We start from the raw sequence: 21,815 nt of genomic DNA on the forward strand, positions 1-21,815 counted from the left end.
CTTGATCTCCGACCTCCTCGCACCACTCGACCTGGCGTTCTGGAACATCGAGTCCGACCGGCACCCGATGCACCTCGGAGCCCTCGGTGTCTTCGCCGCGCACACGCCCGCCGCCGGCGCCCACGCCGCGGACCTGCTCGCGGCGCGCGCCGCCGCGGTCCCCGGCCTGCGCATGCGCATCCGCGACGTGTGGCAGCCCACCGCGCCGCTCGCCTTCGGCGGCGCCGCCCGCGAGCAGGCACCCGACTTCGAGCCGCTGGACCACGTCCTGCTGCACAAGCCCACCGCCGACTTCCACGCCGAGGCCGGCCGGCTCATGGAACGCCCGCTGGAGCGCGGCCGGCCCCCGTGGGAGGCGCACGTGCTGCCCGGCGAGGACGGCACGTCCTTCGCGGTGCTCTTCAAGTTCCACCACGCGCTCGCCGACGGGCTCAGGGCGCTGATGCTCGCCGCGGCCATCATGGACCCGATGGACCTGCCGGAGCCCCGCCCGCGCCCCGCGGAGCCGTCCCGGGGACTCTTCCCGGACGTCCGCAAGCTGCCGGAGCTGGTCCGCGGCACCCTCTCCGACGTGGGCCGCGCCCTCGACATCGGCACCTCGGTGGCCCGCGCCACACTCACCGCGCGGTCCTCGCCCGCCCTCACCTCCGAGCCCACCGGCACCCGGCGCACCGCTGGGGTGGTCATCGACCTCGACGACGTGCACGTCGTCCGCAAGACCGTCGGCGGCACGGTCAACGACGTCCTGATCGCCGTCGTCGCGGGCGCCCTGCGCCGCTGGCTCGACGAGCGCGGCGACGGCAGCGAGGGGGTCTCCCCGCGCGCCCTGATCCCCGTCTCCCGGCGCCGGCCGCGCACCGCGCAGCCACAGGGCAACCGGCTCTCCGGCTACCTGATACGGCTTCCGGTCGACGACCCGGACCCGCTCGGGCGGCTGCGCGCCGTACGGACGGAGATGGACCGGAACAAGGACGCCGGACCCAACCGGGGCGCCGGTGCCGTCGCGCTGCTCGCCGACCACGTCCCGCCGCTCGGGCACCGCATCGGCGGGCCCGTCGTCGGCCAGGCCGCCCGGCTGCTGTTCGACATCCTCGTCACCAGCGTGCCGCTGCCCAGCCTCGGTCTGAAGCTCGGCGGCTGCCCGCTCGCGGAGGTCTATCCGTTCGCCCCGCTGGCACGCGGCCAGGCCCTCGCGGTGGCCGTCTCGACGTACCGGGGGAAGGTCCACTACGGGCTGGTCGCCGACGCGGAGGCCGTTCCCGACCTCGGTCTGCTGGCCCGTTCCCTGGAGGAGGAGGTGCGCGTACTGATCACCGCCTGCACGCCTTGATCACCACGGGTTTGGTGCCGCGCGCGATTGGTCCGTAAAATTCCGCCTTCGAAAGCGAGCGCGGTTTCGAACGCGGCGCACAACCCGAGGAACGGCAGCGATGACGGTGACAGAGGACGGCCGGGCAACCCCCGCCGTGGACACGACAGATGTGGCGGACGTCGCGTTCGGTCCCGGCATCGACCCCGAGCGGCTGGCCGTCTGCCTCAGCGTGCTCGACGAACTCGAGAAGATCGAGGTCGACCACCCCGACGCCATCGCCGTGCGCCGCGCCACCGCCGGCATCTACCGGACCGTGAAGCAGCGCCGCCGCCAGGAGCGCCGCGCCGCCAAGACGGCCCACGACAAGCTGGTCACCGAGTCCACCGCGACCGGTTCCGCCCAGCGCATCGACGACGAGACGGAGGGCATCCTCCCCTCGTCCGTGACCGAGGCCGGCCAGATCGCGGGCATACTCCAGCGCCCGCGCTCCTGCTACACCTGCAAGACGCGGTACGTCGAGGTCGACTACTTCTACCACCAGCTCTGCCAGGACTGCGCCGCCCTGAACCGCTCCCGCCGCGACGCCCGCGCCGACCTCACCGGCAAGCGGGCGCTGCTCACCGGCGGCCGCGCCAAGATCGGCATGTACATCGCGCTGCGCCTGCTGCGTGACGGCGCGCACACCACGATCACCACGCGCTTCCCGAACGACGCGATCCGCCGCTTCAAGGCCATGGACGACTCGGCGGACTGGATCCACCGCCTGGAGGTCGTCGGCATCGACCTGCGCGACCCCGCCCAGGCCGTGGCGCTGGCCGACCGCGTCGCCGAGCAGGGCCCGCTCGACATCCTGATCAACAACGCCACCCAGACCGTGCGCCGGCTGCCCTCCGCGTACGCCGCGCTCGTCGAGGGCGAGAGCGCCCCGCTGCCCGCGGGCGAGCTGCCCGCCCAGCACCTCATCGGCGCCTTCAACTCCGGCGCGGTCGACGGACTGCAGGCGCTGCCCGTCGGCGTGTCCGGCCTGGAGGCGCAGAAGGTGGCCGACCTCGCCCTGGTCGCCGGGAACGCCAGCGTGGTCCGCCACCGCGAGGGCACGGCCATCGACGCGGGCGGCCTGCTCCCCGACGTCGTCGAGTCCAACACCTGGGTGCAGACCATCGAGCAGATCTCCCCGGTCGAGCTGCTCGAGACCCAGCTGTGCAACTACACGGCGCCGTTCATCCTGATCAGCAAGCTGCGGCCGCAGATGGCCGAAGCCGCCCGCACGGCGTCCACGGGACGCGCCTACGTCGTCAACGTCTCCGCCATGGAGGGCGTGTTCGGCCGCGGCTACAAGGGCGCGGGCCACCCGAACACGAACGCCGCGAAGGCGGCCATGAACATGGTGACCCGCACCAGCGCCCAGGAGATGTTCCAGACCGACGGCATCCTCATGACCTCGGTCGACACCGGCTGGATCACCGACGAGCGCCCGCACTACGACAAGCTGCGGCTGGCCGACGAGGGCTTCCACGCCCCGCTCGACCTCGTCGACGGCGCGGCCCGCGTGTACGACCCGATCGTCCGCGGCGAGATGGGCGAGGACCTGTACGGCGTCTTCCTGAAGGACTACGCGCCCGGCAAGTGGTGAGCCCCGGGCCCCCGCCCGTCGGGGGCCCGGCGCCGCAGCCGTCCGTGGACGCCTTCGCCCGGTGAGCCCGGGCGGGCGGCGCCCACCCGCGTTCCCCCGTCGACCAGCAGGTCGGCACCGGTGATCCACCCGGCCGCGTCGGAGACCAGCCAGGTCACGGCGCGGGCGACGTCCTCCGGCCGTCCGATGCGGCCGAGCGGGAGGGCGGCGCCCAGTTCGTCCTCGCAGCCCTCCCACACGAAGCGGGCCATCTCGGTACGGACGAGGCCGGGGGAGACCGAGTTGACCCGCACCCCCGGCGCCAGCTCGCCGGCCAGCTGCCGGGTCAGGTGGAGCAGGGCCGCCTTGCTGGTGCCGTACGCGCCGACCCGGGGGCCGACGTGCCCGGCGCCCTCCGTGCAGACGTTGACCACCGCCCCGCCGTGCTCGCCCATCCAGGCCCGCCAGGCGCACTGCACCAGACGCAGCGGCGCCTCGACGTTCACGGCGAACGCCTCGCGCCAGCGCCCCGGGTCGGCGTCCATGAGCGGGCCGTAGGGCTGGTTGGTCGCCGCGTTGTTGACCACGATGTCCAGACGTCCGAAGGTGCGCAGCGCCAGGCCGGTCAGTTCCGTCAGGTGCGCTCCGTCGGCGACGGAACCGGCGAGTCCGACGCCGCCGACCCGTTCGGCCGCGCGCCGCACCGCGTCCGGGTCCCGCGCGCTCACGCACACCCGGGCACCGGCTCCGGCGAGCGCCTCGGCGACGGCGAGACCGATTCCGCGCGAGGCGCCGGTGACGACGGCGGCCCTGCCCTGAAGTCCGTACGGCGACGTCATCCGCGTACCGTCTCATGACGGACCGTCAGCCGACAGTCCCCGGAGCCCCGTTGCCGCGCATCGGGCGCATCGGGCGCATCGGACGCGACGGGCGCGGGCGTTCGTCAGTCCGCGGCTCCCAGCCGCGCGGACCGTTCCTCCAGGCCGGCGGCCGGACCCGGGTGCCGCGGTCCCCCTGCGCCGGTCCGGTCGCCGGCCCGTCCGGAACGCTCCGCCACCAGCTCCAGCAGGGTGCGCCAGTCCTCCAGGTCCCCGGCGTGCAGGCCGGGGACCCTGCCGGCGTCGGCCGCCTGCCGCAGGGTCACCGCGTCCTCGGCCAGCGGGTCGCGCTCGAACGCGGCCGCCTCGCGCCGGGTCATCGCGCCGCCCGGACCGGCCGCGGCGAACGGGGCGTGCGGGGACGGCTCGTGGCCCGGTGGGCCGACCGCCAGGTACCGCTCCGCCGCGGCCTGCAGCCGTACGAGTCCAAAGACCCGCTCGCCGAGGAGCGGCCGTACCGCGGCGGCGGCCAGACCGGCGTGCCCGGCGTCGTCGCCCGGTCCGAGCAACTGCCCGATGACGTGCACCAGGCCCGCGACCTGGAGCTCCTTGTCGCTGGGGTGCCCCCGGCGCAGCAGCGCGGCGGTCTGCAGGGCGTGGCCGTGCAGGTCGACGGGGTCGCCGACGGGCGCGGTCCCGCCGGGACGGAGTCTGGAGCGGGCGGGCCCGGAGGTGTCGTGGACGCCCCGGCAGGCGTGCAGCAGATCCATCAGCTCCGCGACGCTGCGCAGCTCCATGCGTCAGTCCTCCCGCGAGAAAAGCCGTTGCCGTGCGACAGCACAGCACGGCCTGCTTGCGAACCGGCCAACGGGACCTGAACTGCGTGACGTCTTCGTACCGGACACGTGTGACGGTGTAGGCCGATGGTGACCCGGTCCCGCCCCCGGACGGTTCCGACACCGCCGTTCAGGGGCGATATTGAGCCGAACGGGTGGTCGCGAAGAGGGCATCATGCTTCAAATCGGCGCAGATCGGGGGGTGATGGAGCCTGGATGACGCGTGAAAGTTACCTCACGTTTTCAGCCCCATAGAGCGGGGGCCCGCTCATTTGGTTAGGCTGTAGCCGACGGACAGACTCACTGGGGTCCACCCACACCCACGGTCCGTCCTGGGACAAGCCGGTCACCACGGCCTGCTCTCGCACGAGTTACCGGCGCCACCGCGTCCTAACTGCTTCGACTCATACCCGAGCGGACGTCAGGTGGCCCGAGAGCGCCGGGCCCTAACGTCCCGAGGGTGACCCGACACATAAGGAGTGCGCGGTGACACCAGAGAAGACGAATCGAGACCAGAGCCTCAAGGAACGCGGGGAGCGCCTGGGCGGCGGGTCCGACACCAAGCTCGGAAGCCTGGACGTGTGGGCCAGGTCCGCTCCCATCCGCCTCGCGGGCTACGAGGACGACCTCGCCGAGCCCCACATCCTGCCCAGCGTGGACTGACCGACACCAGGAGCCGGCGCGATCGAGGACGGCGCGGGAGCGCCGGACCCGCGTTCGAGCCGAGTGGGAGAAGCCGCGGCCGACGACCGGCCGCGGCTTCGGCACGCGAGGCCCCGCCCCGTCCGGACACCACCCCGGCCGGGGCTGTCTCCAGCACCTGCCGCAGTACTAACCCAGCGGTGCCGTGCGCCGCCACGGGTGCAGTACCTCCAGCTGCCCGGCCACGTCGAGCAGTGTCGCCTCCGAGCCGGGCAGGCCCACGAGTTGGACGGCACAGGGCGCGCCGCCCGGCAGTCTTCCGAACGGAACCGACATCGCGGGCCAGCCGGTGAGGTTCCAGGGCGGGGTCATCGGCGAGTAGTTGGTGTTGGCCAGCACGTTGCGCAGCCAGCCCCGCTCGTGCCAGTCGGCGGACGCGGGAGCGCGCCGGGCGAGCGCCGGGGTGAGCAGCACGTCGTACTCCGCGAAGAACGCCCCGAGGCGCCCGCGCAGCCGCTCGCGGCTCTCTCCCTTGCGCACGCCCGCCACGAAGCGGCGGCCGACCGCGGCGTGCACGCGGGTGCGCCGCGCCAGCCCGCGCGGGTCGAGGTCCTCGGCGTCCACCGCGGTGCCCGCCGTCCAGTGCGCGAGCGAGGCCAGGCTCAGCGACAGCGGGTACGGCGGGTTCGCGGTCCGCACCCGGTGCCCCGCCTCGGCCAGCAGGGCGGCGGCCTCCCGGGCCGCGTCCGCGTACGGACGCGTGACACGGACTCCGGCCATCGGGCTGCGTACCGAGACGGCGATCCCGAGGGCGGCGGGCTCCGCGGCCGGGGCCGGCTCGACGTCCGCGAGGAGGGCGAGGACCAGTCGCGCGTCCTCGACCGTCGTGGCCAGCGGGCCGTTCTCCGACATGCCGAACCAGTCGCCGTGGCCGATCCCGGCCGGGACCACTCCGTGGCCCGGTTTCAGCGTCACCAGGCCGCAGTTGGCCGCGGGTATGCGCAGCGAACCCATGCCGTCGTTGCCGAGCGCGACCGGCACCATCGCGGCGGCGACCGCCGCCGCGCTGCCGCCCGAGGAGCCGCCCGCCGTGCGGGACGGGTCCCAGGGGTTGCGCGCGGTGCCGTACACGCCCTCCGTGGTGCCGAAGACGCAGAGTTCGGGCACGTTCGTCAGGCCCACCACGACGGCGCCCGCCGCGCGCAGCCGGGCCACGGTGACGTGATCCTCGTCGGCGGGGGTGTCCGGGGTCGCGGCGGAACCGTTGCGGGTCCGCTCCCCGCGCACCGCGAGGTTGTCCTTCACCGCCACCGGCACGCCCGCCAGGGGGAGCCCGCCGAGGTCCCCGGCCGCCAGTTCGTCGGCCTCCGCGAGGGCGGCCTCGGCGCGGACCGTGCGGAAGGCGCCGACGCGCCCGTCGAGGCGTTCGATCCGCGCGAGGTGTTCGGCCACCACCTCGCGGGGGGTGACCCTCTTCTCGCGTACGGCTGCGGCGATCTCGATGGCGGTCCGGCCGGCCCAGGTGGTCACGGGCGCTCCTCACTCGTGTCGTACTGGTGAGTAGTTACGGGAGCACTCTGCCCGCGGTCCGTCCGCCGCGTCGAGGGTCCGGGCCCCCTGACCTTCGACGCGGCGGACGGGAGCCGGCGACAGGCCCTAGCGGGGCACCCCCCGTTCCGTGGTGTTCTCCAGGCGGGTCGGCGGGAGGAAGTCGCGTACGTAGGTCCGGTGCCAGCACGCGCCCGTCTCGCGCAGCTCGCGCCAGGTCGTGTACCGGTAGCGGAAGAGGCGGGCGCGCACGTAGCGGGGCGGTGCGTCGGCGGGGAACGGGGAGCTGCGCAGCAGGCGCAGCGTGTCACGGTCGTTCTCCAGGAGCCGTTCCACGAGACCGGAGAACCAGGTCCCGGCGTAACCGGGAGACAGCCCCACGAACCACATCAGCCAGTCGAGCCGCAGGTGGTACGGGGCGAACTGGCGCGGCCAGTGTCGCGGATCGCCCGGTTTGCCCTTGAACTCGTACTCCCGCCAGTCGGCGTCCTCGCGCGGCACCTCGTCCGCCGTACCCTCGACGACCACCTCGTGACGCATCCTGCTGACGCTGCCGAACGCCCCGTAGGTGTTCACCAGGTGGAGCGGGTCGAAGGAGCGGTTCATGACCTGCCGCCGGGAGACCAGATTGCGTGCGGGGCGGTAGCCGAGCGCCGCCAGGCCCGCGGCCGCCACCAGCACGACCACCTCGTACCACAGCGGGGCCGCGGGGAACGACGAGGTGGTGGCGGGGAGTTCGGTCACGCTCAGGGCGAGCACGATCGTCGTCCAGTTCAGCCAGGCGAAGTTTCCGGAGACGACCAGCCAGAGCTGGGTCAGGACCATCAGCGAGGCCGCGGCGGTCGCGATCGGCTGCGGAGTGAACAGCAGGACGGGAAGCGCGAGTTGGGTGAAGTGGTTGGCGGCGGCCTCGACCCGGTGGAAGGGCTTCGGCAGATGGTGGAAGAACCAGCTCAGCGGACCCGGCATCGGCTGGGTCTCGTGGTGGTAGTAGAGGCAGGTCAGCTTCCGCCAGCAGGGGTCGCCCCGCATCTTGATCAGCCCCGCCCCGAACTCCACGCGGAACAGCACCCAGCGCATGAGGAACAGCACGACGACCGGCGGCGCCACCTCGTCGTTGCCGAGGAACACCGCGAGGAACCCCACCTCGAGGAGCAGCGACTCCCAGCCGAACGAGTACCAGGTCTGGCCGACGTTGACGACCGACAGGTACAGGGCCCACGGGACGAGCCACAGGAGCATCGCGCCCCAGAGCGGCAGCAGTCCGTCGAGTCCGGCGGCCAGTCCCAGCGACACCGCGCAGCCCGTCCAGCACCAGGCGGCGTAGAAGCGGTCCGAGTAGTGCCAGTGGAACACGCTCGGCGCGTCCCGGAAGGCGACCCGCCGCACGAAACGGGGCACGGGCAGCATCCCGCGCTCCCCGGTCAGCGCGCGGAACTGCAGGGCCGCGCCGAGGAACGCGACCAGGTACAGCACGGCCAGCCCCCGCTGGAACACCAGTCGGCTCAGCTCGTACCCGGGTGCGACGAACCACTCCATGGCGCGTGCTCCTCTCCCCTCCATTGTGACGCTGGGTGACCTTTTTCCGCTTGCGTGCGCCAAGAAGGTGACGCAGAGAATGAGGCACGAACGGCCCGGGACGAACGGGAGCACGCGTGCACATACCCACCAGGACCTCGGCCGCGGCCTGCGCGCTCGCGGCGGCACTCCTCGTCGTCGCGGGCTGCGGCGGCGGTGGCGGGAGCACGGCGCCGAACGGATCCACCGGCGGCGAGGTGCTCCTCCAGCCCCTCGCGGTCCAGGGGCCCGACCCCTTCACGGCGCCCACGGACACCACACCCGGGCCCCGGCCGTCCGTCACCCGAACGCCGCAGCCCCCGCCCACGGGCACCCAGGGGGCGCGCACGGTCTCGGGCGCCACACCGGGCCTGTACGGCGGCACCCGGAACGCCGGGAGCTGCGACGTCGAGAAGCAGATCCGCTACCTCGCCGCCGACCCGGCCAAGGCCCGCGCCTTCGCCGGACTCTCCGGCGTCTCCCAGGGAGCCCTCCCCGGCTATCTGCGGCAGCTCACCCCCGTCGTGCTGCGCGCCGACACCGGAGTCACGGACCACGGCTTCGCAGCCGGACGGGCGACCGGCTTCCAGGCCGTGCTCCAGGCCGGCACGGCCGTCCTCGTCGACGACCGGGGCCTACCCCGGGTCCGCTGCGCCTGCGGCAACCCGCTGGGCCGGCCCGCCGAGCCCGAGGGGGACCCGGACACCCGGGGCAGGCCCTGGAGCGGGTACCGGCCCGCCCGGGTCGTCACGGTGGCACCGGCTCCCGACGTGATCACCGCCCTCACGATCGTCGACGTCCGGCACGGCACCTGGATCGAGCGGCCGGTCGGGCACGAGGGCCACCGACACGACCGCGCCGTACCGCCGCCGGAGGAAGCGGCCCCGGTGCCGCACGACTCCGCTTCCGCCCGCGAGCCCTCCGAGGACGCCTCACCGGGCGGCCGCAGCCCGTCCCCGGACGCCTCCGCGTCCGACTGCCCCACGCCGACCGCGACGGTGACGGCGACCCCCACTCCCACCCCCACCCCCACCCCGACACCGGGCACCGGGGAGGGCACCCCGGGCGAGAGCACCGGGCCGGGCACCGTGCCCACCGGAGATCCGACGGACGGCGCCGCCATGGACGTGGCCGGACCCGGCCGGCCCGCGCGTCCGAGCGCCGAGTCCCCGCGCTGCCCGAGGGCCACCGTCACGGCACCGCCGACGACGGGGCCCGCGACCAGCCCCGCCCCCTCCGGCACCACCACGGCCCCGCCGGCCGACCCGACCGCCCCCGACCGCTCCGGCTCCCCTGAGTCCCCGGTGCCGCGGGTCCCGTCGGACCCGCCGGGCACGCCCACCGAGGACACCGGCCCGGGCAGCCCCGACGCCCCCGACGACTGGCCGGCCCCCGACGGGCCGACCGGTCCGGACGGCGTCTTCGAGGTCTCCGCCGACACCCCCGGGACGTGAACGCTCCTTCTTCCGGAAGGCCCGCGATCAGGCCCTCCAGAAGTCGAACAATCGGGCAAATACTGGCATGGTGGCCCCATGGTTGATCGGGGAGCGAGCGCCCTGTCACTCCCGGACGACTGGCCCGCCCACCCGGATCCGATCCTGGCGCTCAACCGCATGGGCAGCTTCGACTGGGACCTGGACACCGGTCTGATGCAGATGGACGCCCAGGCCCACGAGGTCTTCGACGTGCGCCCGGACGAATACGACGGGAACCCCGCCACCCTCGGCATGCGCGTTCCTCCGGCCGAGTCGCGCCGGCTCGACACGATGGTCTCCCACGCGCTCAAGGACGGCAGCGAGAACTACGGCGCCTACTTCCGCGTCCGTCGCCGCGACGGCACTCTGCGCTGGACCCACACCCAGGGCTACATCCGCCGCGACGACAACGGCCGGCCGCGCCGGATCATCGGCATCGTCCGGGACGCCACCGCCGAGCTCGACGAGAGCGTGGCGCGCCGCGAACAGGCCGCCCGGCACGAGGTGCGCCGCCAGCAGACCAGCGTCGTCCAGCTCACCACGGCCGCGCTGGCCCACGCCGTCACCGTGCAGGACGTCATCGACGTGCTGCAGGACACCCACGGCCTCATCCACCTCGGGGCGGCCAGTCTGGTCATGGGCCTGGTGGAGGCCGGTCGCATCCGCATGGTCGCCACGGGCCCCGAGCACGGCTACGTCCCCGGCACCCGGATCACGCGCCTGGACGCGCAGTACCCGATGAACGAGGTCGTACGGACCCTCGTACCGCACTTCATCGAGTCGCCCGAGGAGTTCGCCGAGTCGTATCCGCTGCTGTGGCCGAACATCACCGGTCTGAAGATCACCTCGGCCGCCTATCTGCCGCTCATCGTGCAGGCGCGCCCCATCGGCGCGATCGGCCTGCTCTACAACGACCGGCACGGCTTCTCCGAGGACGAGCGCAACGTCCTCGTCGCGCTCGGCAGCAGCATCGCCCAGAGCCTCCAGCGGGCCATGTTCTTCGAACAGGAGAAGGACCTCGCCCAGGGTCTCCAGCAGGCCATGCTGCCGCGCTCCATCCCCAGCGTGAGCGGCGCCGACGTCGCCGTCCGCTACCGTTCCGCCTCGCTCGGCCGTGACATCGGCGGCGACTGGTACGACCTGATCCCGCTGCCCGGCGGACGCGTCGGCGCCGTCATCGGCGACGTCCAGGGCCACGACACCCACGCCGCCGCCGTCATGGGCCAGTTGCGCATCGTCCTGCGCGCCTACGCGGCCGAGGGCCACACCCCGGCCACCGTGATGGCCCGTGCCTCGGTCTTCCTCCACGAACTCGACACCGACCGCTTCGCGACCTGTCTGTACGCGGAGATCGACCTGTCCACCGGAGTGACCCAGCTCGTCCGGGCCGGCCACATCGACCCGCTCGTCCGGTACGCCGACGGGACCTGCCGGCGGCTGCCCCTCGAAGGCGGTCTGCCGCTCGGCCTGTCCGCCGAGTTCGGGCGCCTCGAATACCCGGTCGCCACCGTCGAGCTCGACCCCGGCGAGACCCTGCTGCTGTGCACCGACGGGCTCGTCGAGGAGCCGGGCGTCGACCTCGCCGAGGGCATGCGCATCCTCGGGGAACTCGTCCGCGGCGGCCCGGACGACGTCAGCGACCTCGCGGACCGGCTCATCGACATGGCCGAGGAACGCGGCGGCGACGACGACGTCGCCCTGCTGCTCCTGCGCCGCCACGGTCTGATCGACCAGCGTTCGGGCGGACGCCTCCAGCAGCACGTGGCGCCCGGCGACCCCGAGGCGCTCAGCGAGGCCCGCCACATGATCAGGGCCGCCGTCCGCGCGTGGGGGGCCCGGGAGCGGGCCGACGAGATCGAGCTGGTCGCCGACGAACTGATCACCAACACCCTGATGCACACCGAGGGTTCGGCCATCGTCACCCTGCGCGTCCTGACCGGGTCCGACCGCAGACTGCGCGTCGAGGTCGAGGACTCCTCCAGCGCGCTGCCGCGCCGCCGCGAGGCGGGCGAGTCCGGTGTCTCGGGCCGCGGACTGCTGCTCGTCGACCGCCTCACCGACGTCTGGGGCGTCGAGGCGCGCGGTGGCGGCAAGGTCGTGTGGTGCGAGTTCATGGTCCGCGAGCGCGTCTGATCCCGGGCGGCACGCCCCGGCCGGGTACGGGGCCGCCCGCGCGGCACGTCGTGCTGCACGCCCGCCGACGCGGTGGAGCGCTCCCACGGGCCGGCTGCCGGGCGGCTCGGGCAGGCGCCCCGGGGTGATCCGGGCGGGTGTTCAGGGGGACCGAGGGGGCGGACCGTTCGCGCGGTCACCCGGCGTCCCCAGCGGTGAAGCGGGCCCCGCTCAGGGGGAGTTGAGCGTCACGAGGTGTTCGTCGTCCGACGTGCGCACCTCGAACCCGCGGATCTCGTCGCTCCGCATCGACGAGCCGCCCTGCATGGTGACCGAGGCCTCGTCGTGCGCGGGCTCCATCCAGCTCGTCACCGCCTGCTCCGAGCCGTCCTTGCCGATGGCGACGAGCTTGCAGGAGCGGTGGCCCTCGGCGTTCTTGACCTCGACCTCGATCTCGCTGCCCCACACCCGCTCCCGGGTCGTCACCTGGGCCCAGACCCCGGTCTCGGCGTCGGTCCTGGCCATCTGGCTCGACGGGAGGCCCTCGGCGACGTCCCTGCCCGAGGGGGAGTCGTGCCCGGCGGTGAGCGCGAGCGCGGACCCGCTCACCGCGAGCACCACGGAAGCCGCCAGGGCGAACAGCAGGCGCCGGCGCTTGGCCCGGTTGCGCGTGACCACCTCGCCGAGCAGCCGGTCGAGCAGTCGCGGCCCGGGGGCGGCGAACGGGTGGACACTGCGTGGCGTCGACCGGCGGTACAGCATCAACTGCCGTGTGGCGGGGCGGTATTCGCTGACGAACGCCGTGCACTGGGCGCACTCCACGAGGTGGTCCTCGAAGCGGAAGGCTTCCGCCTCGCCGAGCACGCCGAGCGCGTAAGCGCCGACATCGCGATGCCGTTCCAGGGACCTCATACCGAATACCGAATCCTCGTGGCGTTGGTGCGGACGGTGAGTGGTGTTGCTGTTGCCCACGGGTACGCATCTGAGCGCCGAATCACTCAAGACTCGTCAGGAATCGGGGTGAAGACATTCGGAGCGGGGGTGCTCGCGGATTGGTGCGGGCCGGAAAAAATTGCTCCCGGCCCGGTCGAGGCCGTCGCCCGAGGTGATCCGGGCGCGGTCGCGGCCGTCGCCCGAAGCGGTCCGGACGTGGTCACGGCCGCCGTTCAGAAGAGGTGGATGGCCAGATGTCCGAGCGGCAGCCCCAGCCGCCAGGCCGCCGTCCACACCTTCGGCCCCTCGTCCTCCCCGGGCACGAAGCCGCCGCCGGGCACCGCGTCCAGGTCCGGAGCGAGCAGTTCCGTCTCCTCCAGCCACCGCCAGGCCGCGGACGCCAGCTCCAGATCGGGATCGGGCGCGGCGCGTCCGGTGGCCTCGGCCGCGCGCAGCGCGAGGCGCTCGCGCACCCAGGTGTGCCAGGGCTGGTCGTACGCCGTCAGCGAGAGCCAGGTCTCCAGCTGGGTGATGACCCGGATCCCGGAGAGTTCGCCGCCGTTGTCGGACAGGAAGACCGTCAGCGCGAGGGCGTCGCGCCCGGCGCGGAACTCGAAGGAGGTGGGCGGCATCAGGTCGCCCGTCCGCAGCAGTTCGTCGGCGATGTACTCGGCGTACAACCAGGCCATGGGGACGGTGAGTTCGCCCCCATCGGTGCCGTCCGTGCTCTCTTGCCCTCTGTGCAGCATCCCTTCCTGCCTTCCTCCGGTGCGTGCGCGTCGCCCGACCCCGGGCCCCAGTCCGGAAAACGGATGAGGCAAGCTGATTGCTCAACCATGGTCATCGGCAGGCGCTTTACGGAGGTTTGACCAAGTCTTCGGTTTCACCGCAGGTCGGGCGCGTATCCGGGGAGGACCCGGCGCAGGGCACGCAGCGCGTAGTACGCGCGGGACTTCACCGTACCGGGTGGAATCCCCAGCGCCGCGGCGGCCTCCGCCACACTCGCCCCCTGGAAGTACACCAGCACCAGGACTTCACGGTGTTCGGGAGTGAGTGTCTTCACAGCCTCCCGCACATCGAGGGTCGCCGCCGAGCGTTCGGCGTGATCGGCGCAGATGCGCGCACTGTCGAGGACCGCGTCCCCCACCTCCGGGGGCCGTGCCTGCCGGGCCCGCCGCGCGTCGATGGCCAGCCGTCGCCCCACGGTCAGCAGCCAGGGCCGTACGGAGTCGAAGTCGTCGGCCCGCAGGGCCTCGGGATGCTGCCAGGCGCGCACGAACGTCTCCTGCACCAGGTCCTCGGCGCGCTGGCGGTCGCCGTCGGACAGGCGCAGCAGCAGGGCGAAGAGGGGACGGCCGTGCTCGCGTTGCAGCGCGGCGAGCTCGTGCTCGGCGGTCGTCCTGGGGGTGATGGTGGTGGTTCCGGCCGTCATGGCGTGTATGTCAGCGCCCCGCGCCCCGCGCGGACAGGCCGGGGACGCGGTTGTGCGGTGGGCGGTCGAAGCGGTCGGTGAACGGTGCGCCGAACGGTCGGCCGAGGCGGAGCCCGGAGTTCCGGGGCCGCCGCTTCCGCACCGCCGTCCGCCCGGCGCACACGCCTGCGAACGCCGGCCGGCTCCTCGACCGGACCGGCCCCGAAGCGAAGCGCCGGCGCCGCGCGCGGCCGGATACGCGGCGTCGGCCTCGGCCGGCGGGGGCGGCCGGGTTCGGCCCCGGCACGGCCGAACGACGCAGAACGGGACCGGCCGCAACGGCACCCCGCGCATCCCCGGGCGGCACTCACGGTCCCGGGCGTCCCCGGCGGCACCCTCTACGGCACGACCGTCACCGGCCAGCGGCCCGCCTTCACCAGCCGCACCGCCACCGAACCGACGATCCGGTGCCCGGACCGCTCGGAGGCGCCGACCACCACGGCGTCCGCCTTCAGCTCGTCCGCCGCGGTGACCAGGCCGTTGTAGGGATCGCCGCGGAAGGTGTGGAACTCCCAGCGCACGTCGAAGACGTCCTTCACCCGTTCGGTGGCATCGCGGATGTACTGCACCAGGTCCTCGGCGATCTCGTCGGTCGTGTCCGCGACCGGCACCCCGAGCGCCGCTCCCGCCGCCATCACCGGCTTGACGTAGACCACCGCCAGCAGCGCCCGCTGCCGCCGCGCCAGACCACCGGCGTACGCCGCGGCGCGCAACGAGGAGTCGGAGCCGTCCACACCGACGAGGATGACCTTGGGCCCGTCCGTCCCGCGTTCGAACCGATGCGCGTGCTGCTCTTCCGCCACGGCTGCGAGGCTATCGGAACCCGCGCGTCCCCCCGCCCCGGGGGAGCGGCGGAGATCCGCTCGACGGGCGGGGCGCCATCGTCCTTCCTACAGTCGGAACCATGAGCGCCACCGTGGAGGCCCGCCCGCCGAAGACCGCCGGCGGCCCGGCACGGCCGCCCGGGAGCGGCTTCCTCGGCAAGGTGCCCGAGGGCTTCGCGGCCTTCTTCGTCGCCATCGGCCTGCTCTGTACCCTGCTCGCCTTCATCCCCCCGCTGCGCGCGCTGCTGCGCCCGCTGGTGCGCTTCCTCGACCTCCTGATCATCCCGGTCAGCGCCAACCTCGCGTACGCCGTCTTCCTCTTCCTGCTCGCCGCCGCGACGGCCGCCCGCAAGAAGATCGCCTGGTGGCTCGTGGTCGTCTACCTCGGCCTGCTCGTCCTCACCGACCTCCTCGGTGTCGCCGTCGGCCTGTACCTCGCCTCGATCCCCTCGCTGATCGTCTGCGGACTCCTGCTCGCCCTGCTGATCGTGGCCCGCCGGGAGTTCTACGCCGACTCGCGGCGCGCCGCCGTACGACGGGCCCTGCTCGTCCTGGTCACCGGGCTCGTCGTGGCGATCCTGCTCGGCTGGGGCCTGGTCGAGCTGTTCCCCGGCACCCTGCCGAAGGACCAGCGGCTGCTGTGGGCCGCCAACCGGGTCTGCGGCGGACTCGTCTCCGGCCGCTCGTTCGACGGCCGTCCGCCGCGGTGGCTGTTCTTCGTCCTCGGCCTGTTCGGCGCTCTGGCCCTGCTCAACGCGGCCGCCACGCTCTTCCGCTCCCAGCGTCTGGTCGCGGCCCTGCACGGTGACGAGGAGGCCCGGATCCGCGCCCTGCTCAAGGCGTACGGCGGAGACGACTCGCTCGGCTACTTCGCCACCCGCCGCGACAAGGCCGTCGTCTTCTCGCCCAGCGGCAAGGCGGCCGTCACCTACCGCGTCGAGGCCGGGGTGTGCCTCGCCAGCGGCGACCCCGTCGGCGACCGGGAGGCGTGGCCGCACGCGATCGGCGCCTGGCTGGACATCGCCCGCCGGCATGCCTGGGCGCCCGCCGCGATGGGTGCCTCCGAAGAGGGCGCCAAGGCGTTCGCGCGCTCCGGGCTCGGCGCCCTCCAGCTCGGCGACGAGGCGATCCTGCACGTCGCCGGCTTCGACCTGTCCGGCCGCGACATGCGCGTCACCCGGCAGGCCGTCAACCGCGTCAAACGCTCCGGCGCCACCTGCCGGGTCCGCCGGCACTCCACCCTGTCCGACAGCGAGATGGAGGAGATCGTCGGCCGGGCCGACGCCTGGCGCGACACCGAGACCGAGCGCGGCTTCTCGATGGCGCTGGACCGGCTCGGCGACCCCGAGGACGGCGACTGTCTGCTCGTCGAGGCGATGGGGGCCGACGGCAAGCTCCTCGCGCTGCTCTCCTTCGTGCCCTGGGGCCGCGACGGCATCTCCCTCGACCTCATGCGCCGCGACCGCAGCGCGCCCAACGGCGTCATGGAGTTCATGGTCGCGGAGCTGTGCGCGGTCGCCGGCCGGTTCGGGGTCCGGCGCGTCTCCCTCAACTTCGCCGTGTTCCGCTCCGTCTTCGAGGAGGGCGCCCGCATCGGCGCCGGCCCGGTGCTCCGGCTCTGGCGCAGGTTGCTGCTGTTCTTCTCCCGGTGGTGGCAGCTGGAGGCCCTGTACCGCTCCAACGCCAAGTACCACCCCGAGTGGTACCCGCGCTTCATCTGCTACGGCGACACCGGCGCCCTCGCCCGCATCGGCCTGGCCTCCGCCATCGCCGAAGGCTTCGTCTCCGTGCCCTCGCTGCGCAGTCTGTGGGGCAAGGGGCACGTGAGCGGCGGACCCGTGCCCGCCACGACCGCGGGACTGCCGTCCCCGGCGGCCCTCGGCCCCGACGCGGACGGCACGGCCGAGGCCGGAGATCCCGGCACCGCCCTGCCCGACCAGGTCCGCGTGCGGCACCGCAAACTCGACCGGCTGCGCGCCGAGGGCACCGACCCCTACCCGGTCGGCATCCCGCCGCGCACCCACGTCCTGGCCGACGTCCGCGGCGGCGAGGACGTGACCGTCGCCGGACGCGTGATGCTCGTACGCGACTTCGGCGGCATCCTCTTCGCCGTGCTGCGCGACTGGTCGGGCGACCTCCAGATCGCCCTCACCCGGGACGGGGCCGGCCCCGCGCTCGGCCGCTTCCGGCAGGTGATCGACATCGGCGACCACATCAGCGCCGACGGTCTCGCGGGCGCCAGCGACACCGGCCGGCTCACGGTCTTCGTCACCTCCTGGCGGCTCACCGCCAAGTGCCTGCACCCGCTGCCCGACAAGCGCAAGGGCCTCGCCGACCCCGAGGCGAAGGTCCGCCGCCGCTACCTCGACCTGGTGTCGAGCCCCGCCGCCCGCGAGGTCGTGCGCGCCCGCTCCACGGCCGTGCAGGCGCTGCGCCAGGGGCTGCTGGACCGCGGCTACCTGGAGGTCGAGACCCCGATGCTCCAGCAGATCCACGGCGGGGCCAACGCCCGGCCCTTCACCACGCACATCAACGCCTACGACCTGGACCTCTACCTGCGCATCGCACCCGAGCTCTACCTCAAACGGCTGTGCGTCGGAGGCATGGAGAAGGTCTTCGAGATGGGCCGCACCTTCCGCAACGAGGGCGTCTCCTACAAGCACAACCCCGAGTTCACGATGCTGGAGGCGTACCAGGCCTTCGCCGACTACGACGTGATGCTCGACCTCGTACGCGAGCTGATCCAGGGCGCCGCGACCGCCGCGTTCGGCACACCGGTCGCCCGCAAGGACGGCGTCGAGTACGACATCTCCGGGGAGTGGCCCGTCAAGACGGTGTACGGCGCGGTCTCCGAGGCGCTGGGGGAGGAGATCGACGCCGGCACGGACCTGGAGAGGCTGCTGCGGCTGTGCGACCGCGCGGGCGTGCCGTACACGCCGGACGACGGACGCGGCGACGTCGTCCTGGAGATGTACGAGCGTCTGGTGGAGGAGAGGACCGGGCTCCCCACGTTCTACAAGGACTTCCCGACCGACGTCTCCCCGCTCACCCGGCAGCACCGCACCGACCCGAGGCTCGCGGAACGCTGGGACCTCGTCGCCTTCGGTACGGAACTGGGCACCGCCTACTCCGAGTTGACCGACCCGGTCGAGCAGCGCCGTCGGCTCACCGAGCAGTCGCTGCTGGCCGCGGGGGGCGACCCCGAGGCGATGGAGCTGGACGAGGACTTCCTGGACGCGCTGGAGTACGCCATGCCGCCCACCGGCGGGCTCGGGATCGGCGTCGACCGGCTCGTCATGTTCCTCACCGGTCTGACGATCCGCGAGACGCTGCCGTTCCCCCTGGTGCGCCGTCGCTGATGGGCCGGGCGGGTGCATTCACGGGGCCCTACAGGTGCCGTTCGGCGTGGCGTCCCCTCCGCCGGGTGACTGATTGGTCATGAAAAAGGATCAGCTGATTACCCGGCGCCGGGCGTTGATCGCCGGTGCCGCTGTCCTGGGGGCGGCCGGAGCGGCGGGCACGGCCCGTGTCCTGACCGGAGGTCAGGCCACGGGGCCGGTACGCGGTCCGGCGCTCTCCGGCCCGCAGGCGAACCGGGCCCTCAAGCCCTCCGCGTACCGCCTCCAGCCACTCACCGGGTACGGCCCCCCGCAGCACGGCACACAGCTGCGCACCCTCGTCCGGCACGAGCCGTTCATGCGCGTGTCCGGGCGCGGCCGCACCATGGTGCTGACCTTCGACGACGGCCCCGACCCGCGCTACACCCCCGAGATCCTGCGGACCCTGCGCGAGTACGACGTGCACGCCATGTTCTTCGTGTGCGGGAACATGGCCGCGCGGAACAAGGACCTGCTGGGCGAGATGGCCGACGACGGCCACCTCGTCGGCAACCACACCTGGAGCCATCCGCTGCTGACCAAGCTCTCCCGCTCCGCGATCCGCTCCGAGATCGCGCGCACCAGCGAGGTCGTCGACGAGGTCTGCGGCGAGCCTCCGTCCTGGTTCCGCGCGCCGTACGGGGCGTGGAACCGGGCGACCTACCAGATCGGCGCCGAACTCGGCATGGAGCCGCTGGGCTGGACGGTCGACACGAACGACTGGGCGAGGCCGGGGACCCGCGCGATCGTCGGCACGATCCAGAAGCAGGCCGCCCCGGGCGTCGTGGTCCTCTCCCACGACGCGGGCGGCGACCGCTCGCAGAGCGTGCGGGCCCTGCGCACCTATCTCCCGCGCCTGCTGGACGCCGGCTACCACATCACGGTGCCGCGCCGGAAACGCGCCTAGAACCGAGGAAAGGCCCCGCGCACCGTGTGCCGCGGGGCTTTCGGCCGGACCGGCCGGCGGGAGGCGAAGCGTCTTGCCGACCGGTTCTCGCGTCCGGTTCCGAAATGCTCAGCGCACCTCGAAGAGGCGCGCGAAGACGACCACGTTCCCGTCGTAGCCGTGCTGCTTGGAGAAACCGCCCCCGCACGTGATGACACGCAATTCGGGGGTTCCCTTGCTGTTGTACACGCGGTCTCCGGGGAAATCGCTCTTCGCGAAGACCTCGATGCCGTAGATCTCGAACACCGCGGTCTTCCCGTCCTTGCGCAGGACCTCGACCTTGTTCCCCTTCTTGAGCGCCCCGAGCCCGTAGAAGACGGCGGGGCCACGCGTGTTGTCGACATGGCCCACGACCACGGCCGTGCCCTTCTCGCCGGGCGAGACCGCGCCGGTGAACCAGCCCGCGAGATTCGGGTCGTCGGGCGGCGGCGCGTCCACCCAGCCGTCGATGTCCAGACCCACCGGCATCACCGGGGCGTCGACGCGGATCGCCGGGATCCGCACCCGGTCGACCACGGAGTACGGCAGGGCGGCGGGCGCCTTCGCGAGCGTGCCGCCGGGTGTGTGGCTGTCCGCCGCGGCCGCCGAGGCCGGCTGCGGCGGGCCCACGTCGAACTCGCCGGAACCGTTGCGGATGAGTGCGAGGCCGGTCAGCAGAACAAGCGCTATGACGCCCCAAGGAGCGCGCTTCCTCCGCCGCTCCTCCTCTTCGGCCACCTCGGACGCAGACATTCGCCATCCCCTCTCGACGCGGCCGTCGCCTCGTCATACGCGCATATGAGCACGCTAATGGCAGCAAAGCCGCCCGGCGACGGGGCGCGGGCGAACGGGTGGCCGACGGAATGCCCCGTGCGCCATCCGAGTTGCCGTGACCAGGAATTTTCCGACAGTCCGTGACCTGCGGCAATATCCGATTGTGTGGAATTCCTTCGGCGTGTCCTCTCACCAGGACGGACCATTCCCGAAATGCGGCCCCGTGCACGGCATCTGAGGGTCTGACTGGGAGGCGCTTTCTCGCCGATCCACCGGGGACGGTTCCCGGGGCGCCCCCGCGGAGGATCACATGCGTACTACTCGTGCCCTGGCGGTGTCCGCCGCCGCGGTCGCCGCCGTGGGGCTCGCCGCCCCGACGGCAGCGGCGTGGAACACGCCGAGCAACATCGTCGCGCAGCCCAGTGTCATCGCCCGTGGCGGCCAGCTCACCGTGACCGTCGACGGGTGCCCGAAGGGAGGCACGATGACCTCTCCCGCGTTCCGTCAGGCGAGACTCACACCGCTCCTGGGCAGCCGCAACGAGTCGGCCAGCGGTACGGCCACCATCAACCAGGACGCCCGTCCCGGCTCGTACGACATCACGGTCAACTGCGAGGGGACGGGACCGCTGACCCGTCCGGCCGCCTTCACCGTCATCGGCGGTGTGCGCGGTGGTCTCGGCGGCAGCAGCAGCATCGGTGCCACGCCCACCGACATGGCGATCGGCGGCGGTCTGGTGGCCGCGGCGGCCGTCGGCGGCGGGCTGTTCTGGATGCGGCGCAGGTCGGAGCGGCACATCTGACCGTCGCGTCGGCGACGGCCGGTCCCGCCCCCTTCGGAGGCCGGCCGCCGCCGCGCGGAGCCGCACGTGACGACCCCTCGCCCGGCCCCGCGCCCACCGGGCGAGGGGCCGTTCCGTTGCGTCAGGTCTCGTCGGAGGAGGTGCGCCGGCGGGACATGTACCAGGCCGCGCCGACGGAACCGGCGATGAGCGCCGTGCCCAACCCGATCTGCTTCAGGTCGAATCCACCGGCGCTGCCGCCGACACCGGCCCGGACACCCCGCTGCAGGGGCACCGGGGTCGGCGGGACGGGATGGTGGCCGCCGGAGATGGTGAGGCCGGTGCTGCCGCTCGCTCCGCCGCACGAGAACGTCACGTCGTACACGGCCCCGGGTCTGGCGTCCCGGTCGACCCTGGCGGTGGCCGAGGACTGCCCCGGCGGGATGCTGACGGTGTCGAAGACCCCGGAGGTGACCGTGGCGGTCCCCCTGCACCCGCCGTCCCGCTTCAGGAGCAGTGACACCTGACCGCCGGCGGCGACGGTCGACGGCTGCACGCTGAAGGCGAACGGGGTGATCGGGGTGAGTCCGTGGTCCCCGTCGCCGGCGAGGGCGGCGGGTGCGGCGAGGGCCAGGGCGGTCACGCCCAGCAGTGCGGCCGAAGCGACGCGTATCGCGCGCATGGTGAGCCTCCAGGTCCCCGAGGAGCCTTGCTGCGGACCTTTTCCGCTTGCGCCAGAAATGCACCTCGATGGTCGGAACGCTAGGAAAGGGCGAACAGGGGCGCGATCCCAGTAGCGCGAACGGGGCAATCGCGTG

At 73.1% G+C, this 21,815-nt stretch carries 18 protein-coding genes; 8 read left to right on the plus strand and 10 right to left on the minus strand.

The window, feature by feature from the left end; all coding sequences use genetic code 11:
• The first annotated feature begins 1 nt into the window (after position 1).
• On the plus strand, positions 2 to 1,330 hold the full coding sequence (locus ACFW6B_RS19200) for a wax ester/triacylglycerol synthase family O-acyltransferase (protein ID WP_386597530.1): 1,329 nt from the start codon (positions 2 to 4) through the stop codon (positions 1,328 to 1,330).
• A gap of 100 nt (positions 1,331 to 1,430) precedes the next feature.
• Positions 1,431 to 2,945: an SDR family NAD(P)-dependent oxidoreductase gene (locus ACFW6B_RS19205; RefSeq protein WP_386597532.1), complete on the plus strand. Its 1,515-nt coding sequence runs from the start codon at positions 1,431 to 1,433 to the stop codon at positions 2,943 to 2,945.
• Here ACFW6B_RS19205 and ACFW6B_RS19210 read toward each other — a convergent pair.
• Positions 2,924 to 3,763 (minus strand): SDR family oxidoreductase, encoded by an 840-nt coding sequence (locus ACFW6B_RS19210; RefSeq protein ID WP_386597534.1) that lies wholly within the window; start codon positions 3,761 to 3,763, stop codon positions 2,924 to 2,926. The two genes, ACFW6B_RS19205 and ACFW6B_RS19210, sit on opposite strands and share 22 nt — an antisense overlap.
• A 104-nt stretch (positions 3,764 to 3,867) precedes the next feature.
• Positions 3,868 to 4,539, minus strand: a complete 672-nt coding sequence (locus tag ACFW6B_RS19215) for a metal-dependent phosphohydrolase (RefSeq protein ID WP_386597536.1) — start codon at positions 4,537 to 4,539, stop codon at positions 3,868 to 3,870.
• Between the two features lie 525 nt (positions 4,540 to 5,064).
• Here ACFW6B_RS19215 and ACFW6B_RS19220 point away from each other — a divergent pair.
• The gene (locus ACFW6B_RS19220; protein WP_386597538.1) at positions 5,065 to 5,241 is read left to right on the plus strand and encodes a hypothetical protein; all 177 of its coding nucleotides are present in this window, start codon (positions 5,065 to 5,067) and stop codon (positions 5,239 to 5,241) included.
• A gap of 168 nt (positions 5,242 to 5,409) precedes the next feature.
• On the opposite strand, the gene ACFW6B_RS19225 is transcribed toward ACFW6B_RS19220, so the two are convergent.
• Positions 5,410 to 6,750, minus strand: a complete 1,341-nt coding sequence (locus ACFW6B_RS19225; RefSeq protein ID WP_386597540.1) for an amidase — start codon at positions 6,748 to 6,750, stop codon at positions 5,410 to 5,412.
• Positions 6,751 to 6,876: 126 nt separating this feature from the next.
• Complete coding sequence (locus ACFW6B_RS19230) at positions 6,877 to 8,307, minus strand: lipase maturation factor family protein (RefSeq protein WP_386597542.1); 1,431 nt, start codon at positions 8,305 to 8,307, stop codon at positions 6,877 to 6,879.
• A 116-nt stretch (positions 8,308 to 8,423) separates the two neighbouring features.
• Here ACFW6B_RS19230 and ACFW6B_RS19235 point away from each other — a divergent pair, with 116 nt between their 5' ends.
• Positions 8,424 to 9,779, plus strand: coding sequence for a DUF6777 domain-containing protein (locus ACFW6B_RS19235; RefSeq protein WP_386597544.1), 1,356 nt, complete (start codon positions 8,424 to 8,426; stop codon positions 9,777 to 9,779).
• Between the two features lie 78 nt (positions 9,780 to 9,857).
• The gene (locus ACFW6B_RS19240; protein WP_386597546.1) at positions 9,858 to 11,933 is read left to right on the plus strand and encodes a SpoIIE family protein phosphatase; all 2,076 of its coding nucleotides are present in this window, start codon (positions 9,858 to 9,860) and stop codon (positions 11,931 to 11,933) included.
• Between the two features lie 210 nt (positions 11,934 to 12,143).
• On the opposite strand, the gene ACFW6B_RS19245 is transcribed toward ACFW6B_RS19240, so the two are convergent.
• The 4 genes from ACFW6B_RS19245 to ACFW6B_RS19260 form a co-directional block, all read right to left on the minus strand.
• Positions 12,144 to 12,824 (minus strand): zf-HC2 domain-containing protein, encoded by a 681-nt coding sequence (locus ACFW6B_RS19245; RefSeq protein ID WP_386597548.1) that lies wholly within the window; start codon positions 12,822 to 12,824, stop codon positions 12,144 to 12,146.
• 254 nt (positions 12,825 to 13,078) lie between these two features.
• A complete protein-coding gene (locus ACFW6B_RS19250) occupies positions 13,079 to 13,594 on the minus strand; it encodes a hypothetical protein (RefSeq protein WP_386597550.1) in 516 nt (171 codons plus the stop codon).
• A gap of 134 nt (positions 13,595 to 13,728) precedes the next feature.
• Complete coding sequence (locus ACFW6B_RS19255; RefSeq protein WP_386597552.1) at positions 13,729 to 14,277, minus strand: sigma-70 family RNA polymerase sigma factor; 549 nt, start codon at positions 14,275 to 14,277, stop codon at positions 13,729 to 13,731.
• A 377-nt stretch (positions 14,278 to 14,654) separates the two neighbouring features.
• The gene (locus ACFW6B_RS19260) at positions 14,655 to 15,119 is read right to left on the minus strand and encodes a universal stress protein (protein WP_386597554.1); all 465 of its coding nucleotides are present in this window, start codon (positions 15,117 to 15,119) and stop codon (positions 14,655 to 14,657) included.
• A 101-nt stretch (positions 15,120 to 15,220) separates the two neighbouring features.
• Between ACFW6B_RS19260 and lysX the strand changes: the two genes are divergently transcribed.
• A complete protein-coding gene (lysX, locus tag ACFW6B_RS19265; protein ID WP_386597556.1) occupies positions 15,221 to 18,499 on the plus strand; it encodes a bifunctional lysylphosphatidylglycerol synthetase/lysine--tRNA ligase LysX in 3,279 nt (1,092 codons plus the stop codon).
• Between the two features lie 79 nt (positions 18,500 to 18,578).
• Positions 18,579 to 19,424: a polysaccharide deacetylase family protein gene (locus ACFW6B_RS19270; protein ID WP_386597558.1), complete on the plus strand. Its 846-nt coding sequence runs from the start codon at positions 18,579 to 18,581 to the stop codon at positions 19,422 to 19,424.
• Positions 19,425 to 19,532: 108 nt separating this feature from the next.
• Here the strand turns inward: ACFW6B_RS19270 and ACFW6B_RS19275 are convergent, their stop codons facing one another.
• Complete coding sequence (locus tag ACFW6B_RS19275) at positions 19,533 to 20,195, minus strand: class F sortase (RefSeq protein WP_386597560.1); 663 nt, start codon at positions 20,193 to 20,195, stop codon at positions 19,533 to 19,535.
• 331 nt (positions 20,196 to 20,526) lie between these two features.
• Here ACFW6B_RS19275 and ACFW6B_RS19280 point away from each other — a divergent pair, with 331 nt between their 5' ends.
• Positions 20,527 to 21,018 (plus strand): hypothetical protein, encoded by a 492-nt coding sequence (locus ACFW6B_RS19280; protein WP_386597562.1) that lies wholly within the window; start codon positions 20,527 to 20,529, stop codon positions 21,016 to 21,018.
• Positions 21,019 to 21,139: 121 nt separating this feature from the next.
• Here the strand turns inward: ACFW6B_RS19280 and ACFW6B_RS19285 are convergent, their stop codons facing one another.
• On the minus strand, positions 21,140 to 21,679 hold the full coding sequence (locus tag ACFW6B_RS19285; RefSeq protein WP_386597564.1) for a hypothetical protein: 540 nt from the start codon (positions 21,677 to 21,679) through the stop codon (positions 21,140 to 21,142).
• Positions 21,680 to 21,815 lie beyond the last annotated feature (136 nt).

The sequence above is a fragment of the Streptomyces sp. NPDC058751 genome, assembly GCF_042746485.1.
In the GTDB taxonomy this organism is placed as follows: Bacteria; Actinomycetota; Actinomycetes; order Streptomycetales; family Streptomycetaceae; genus Streptomyces.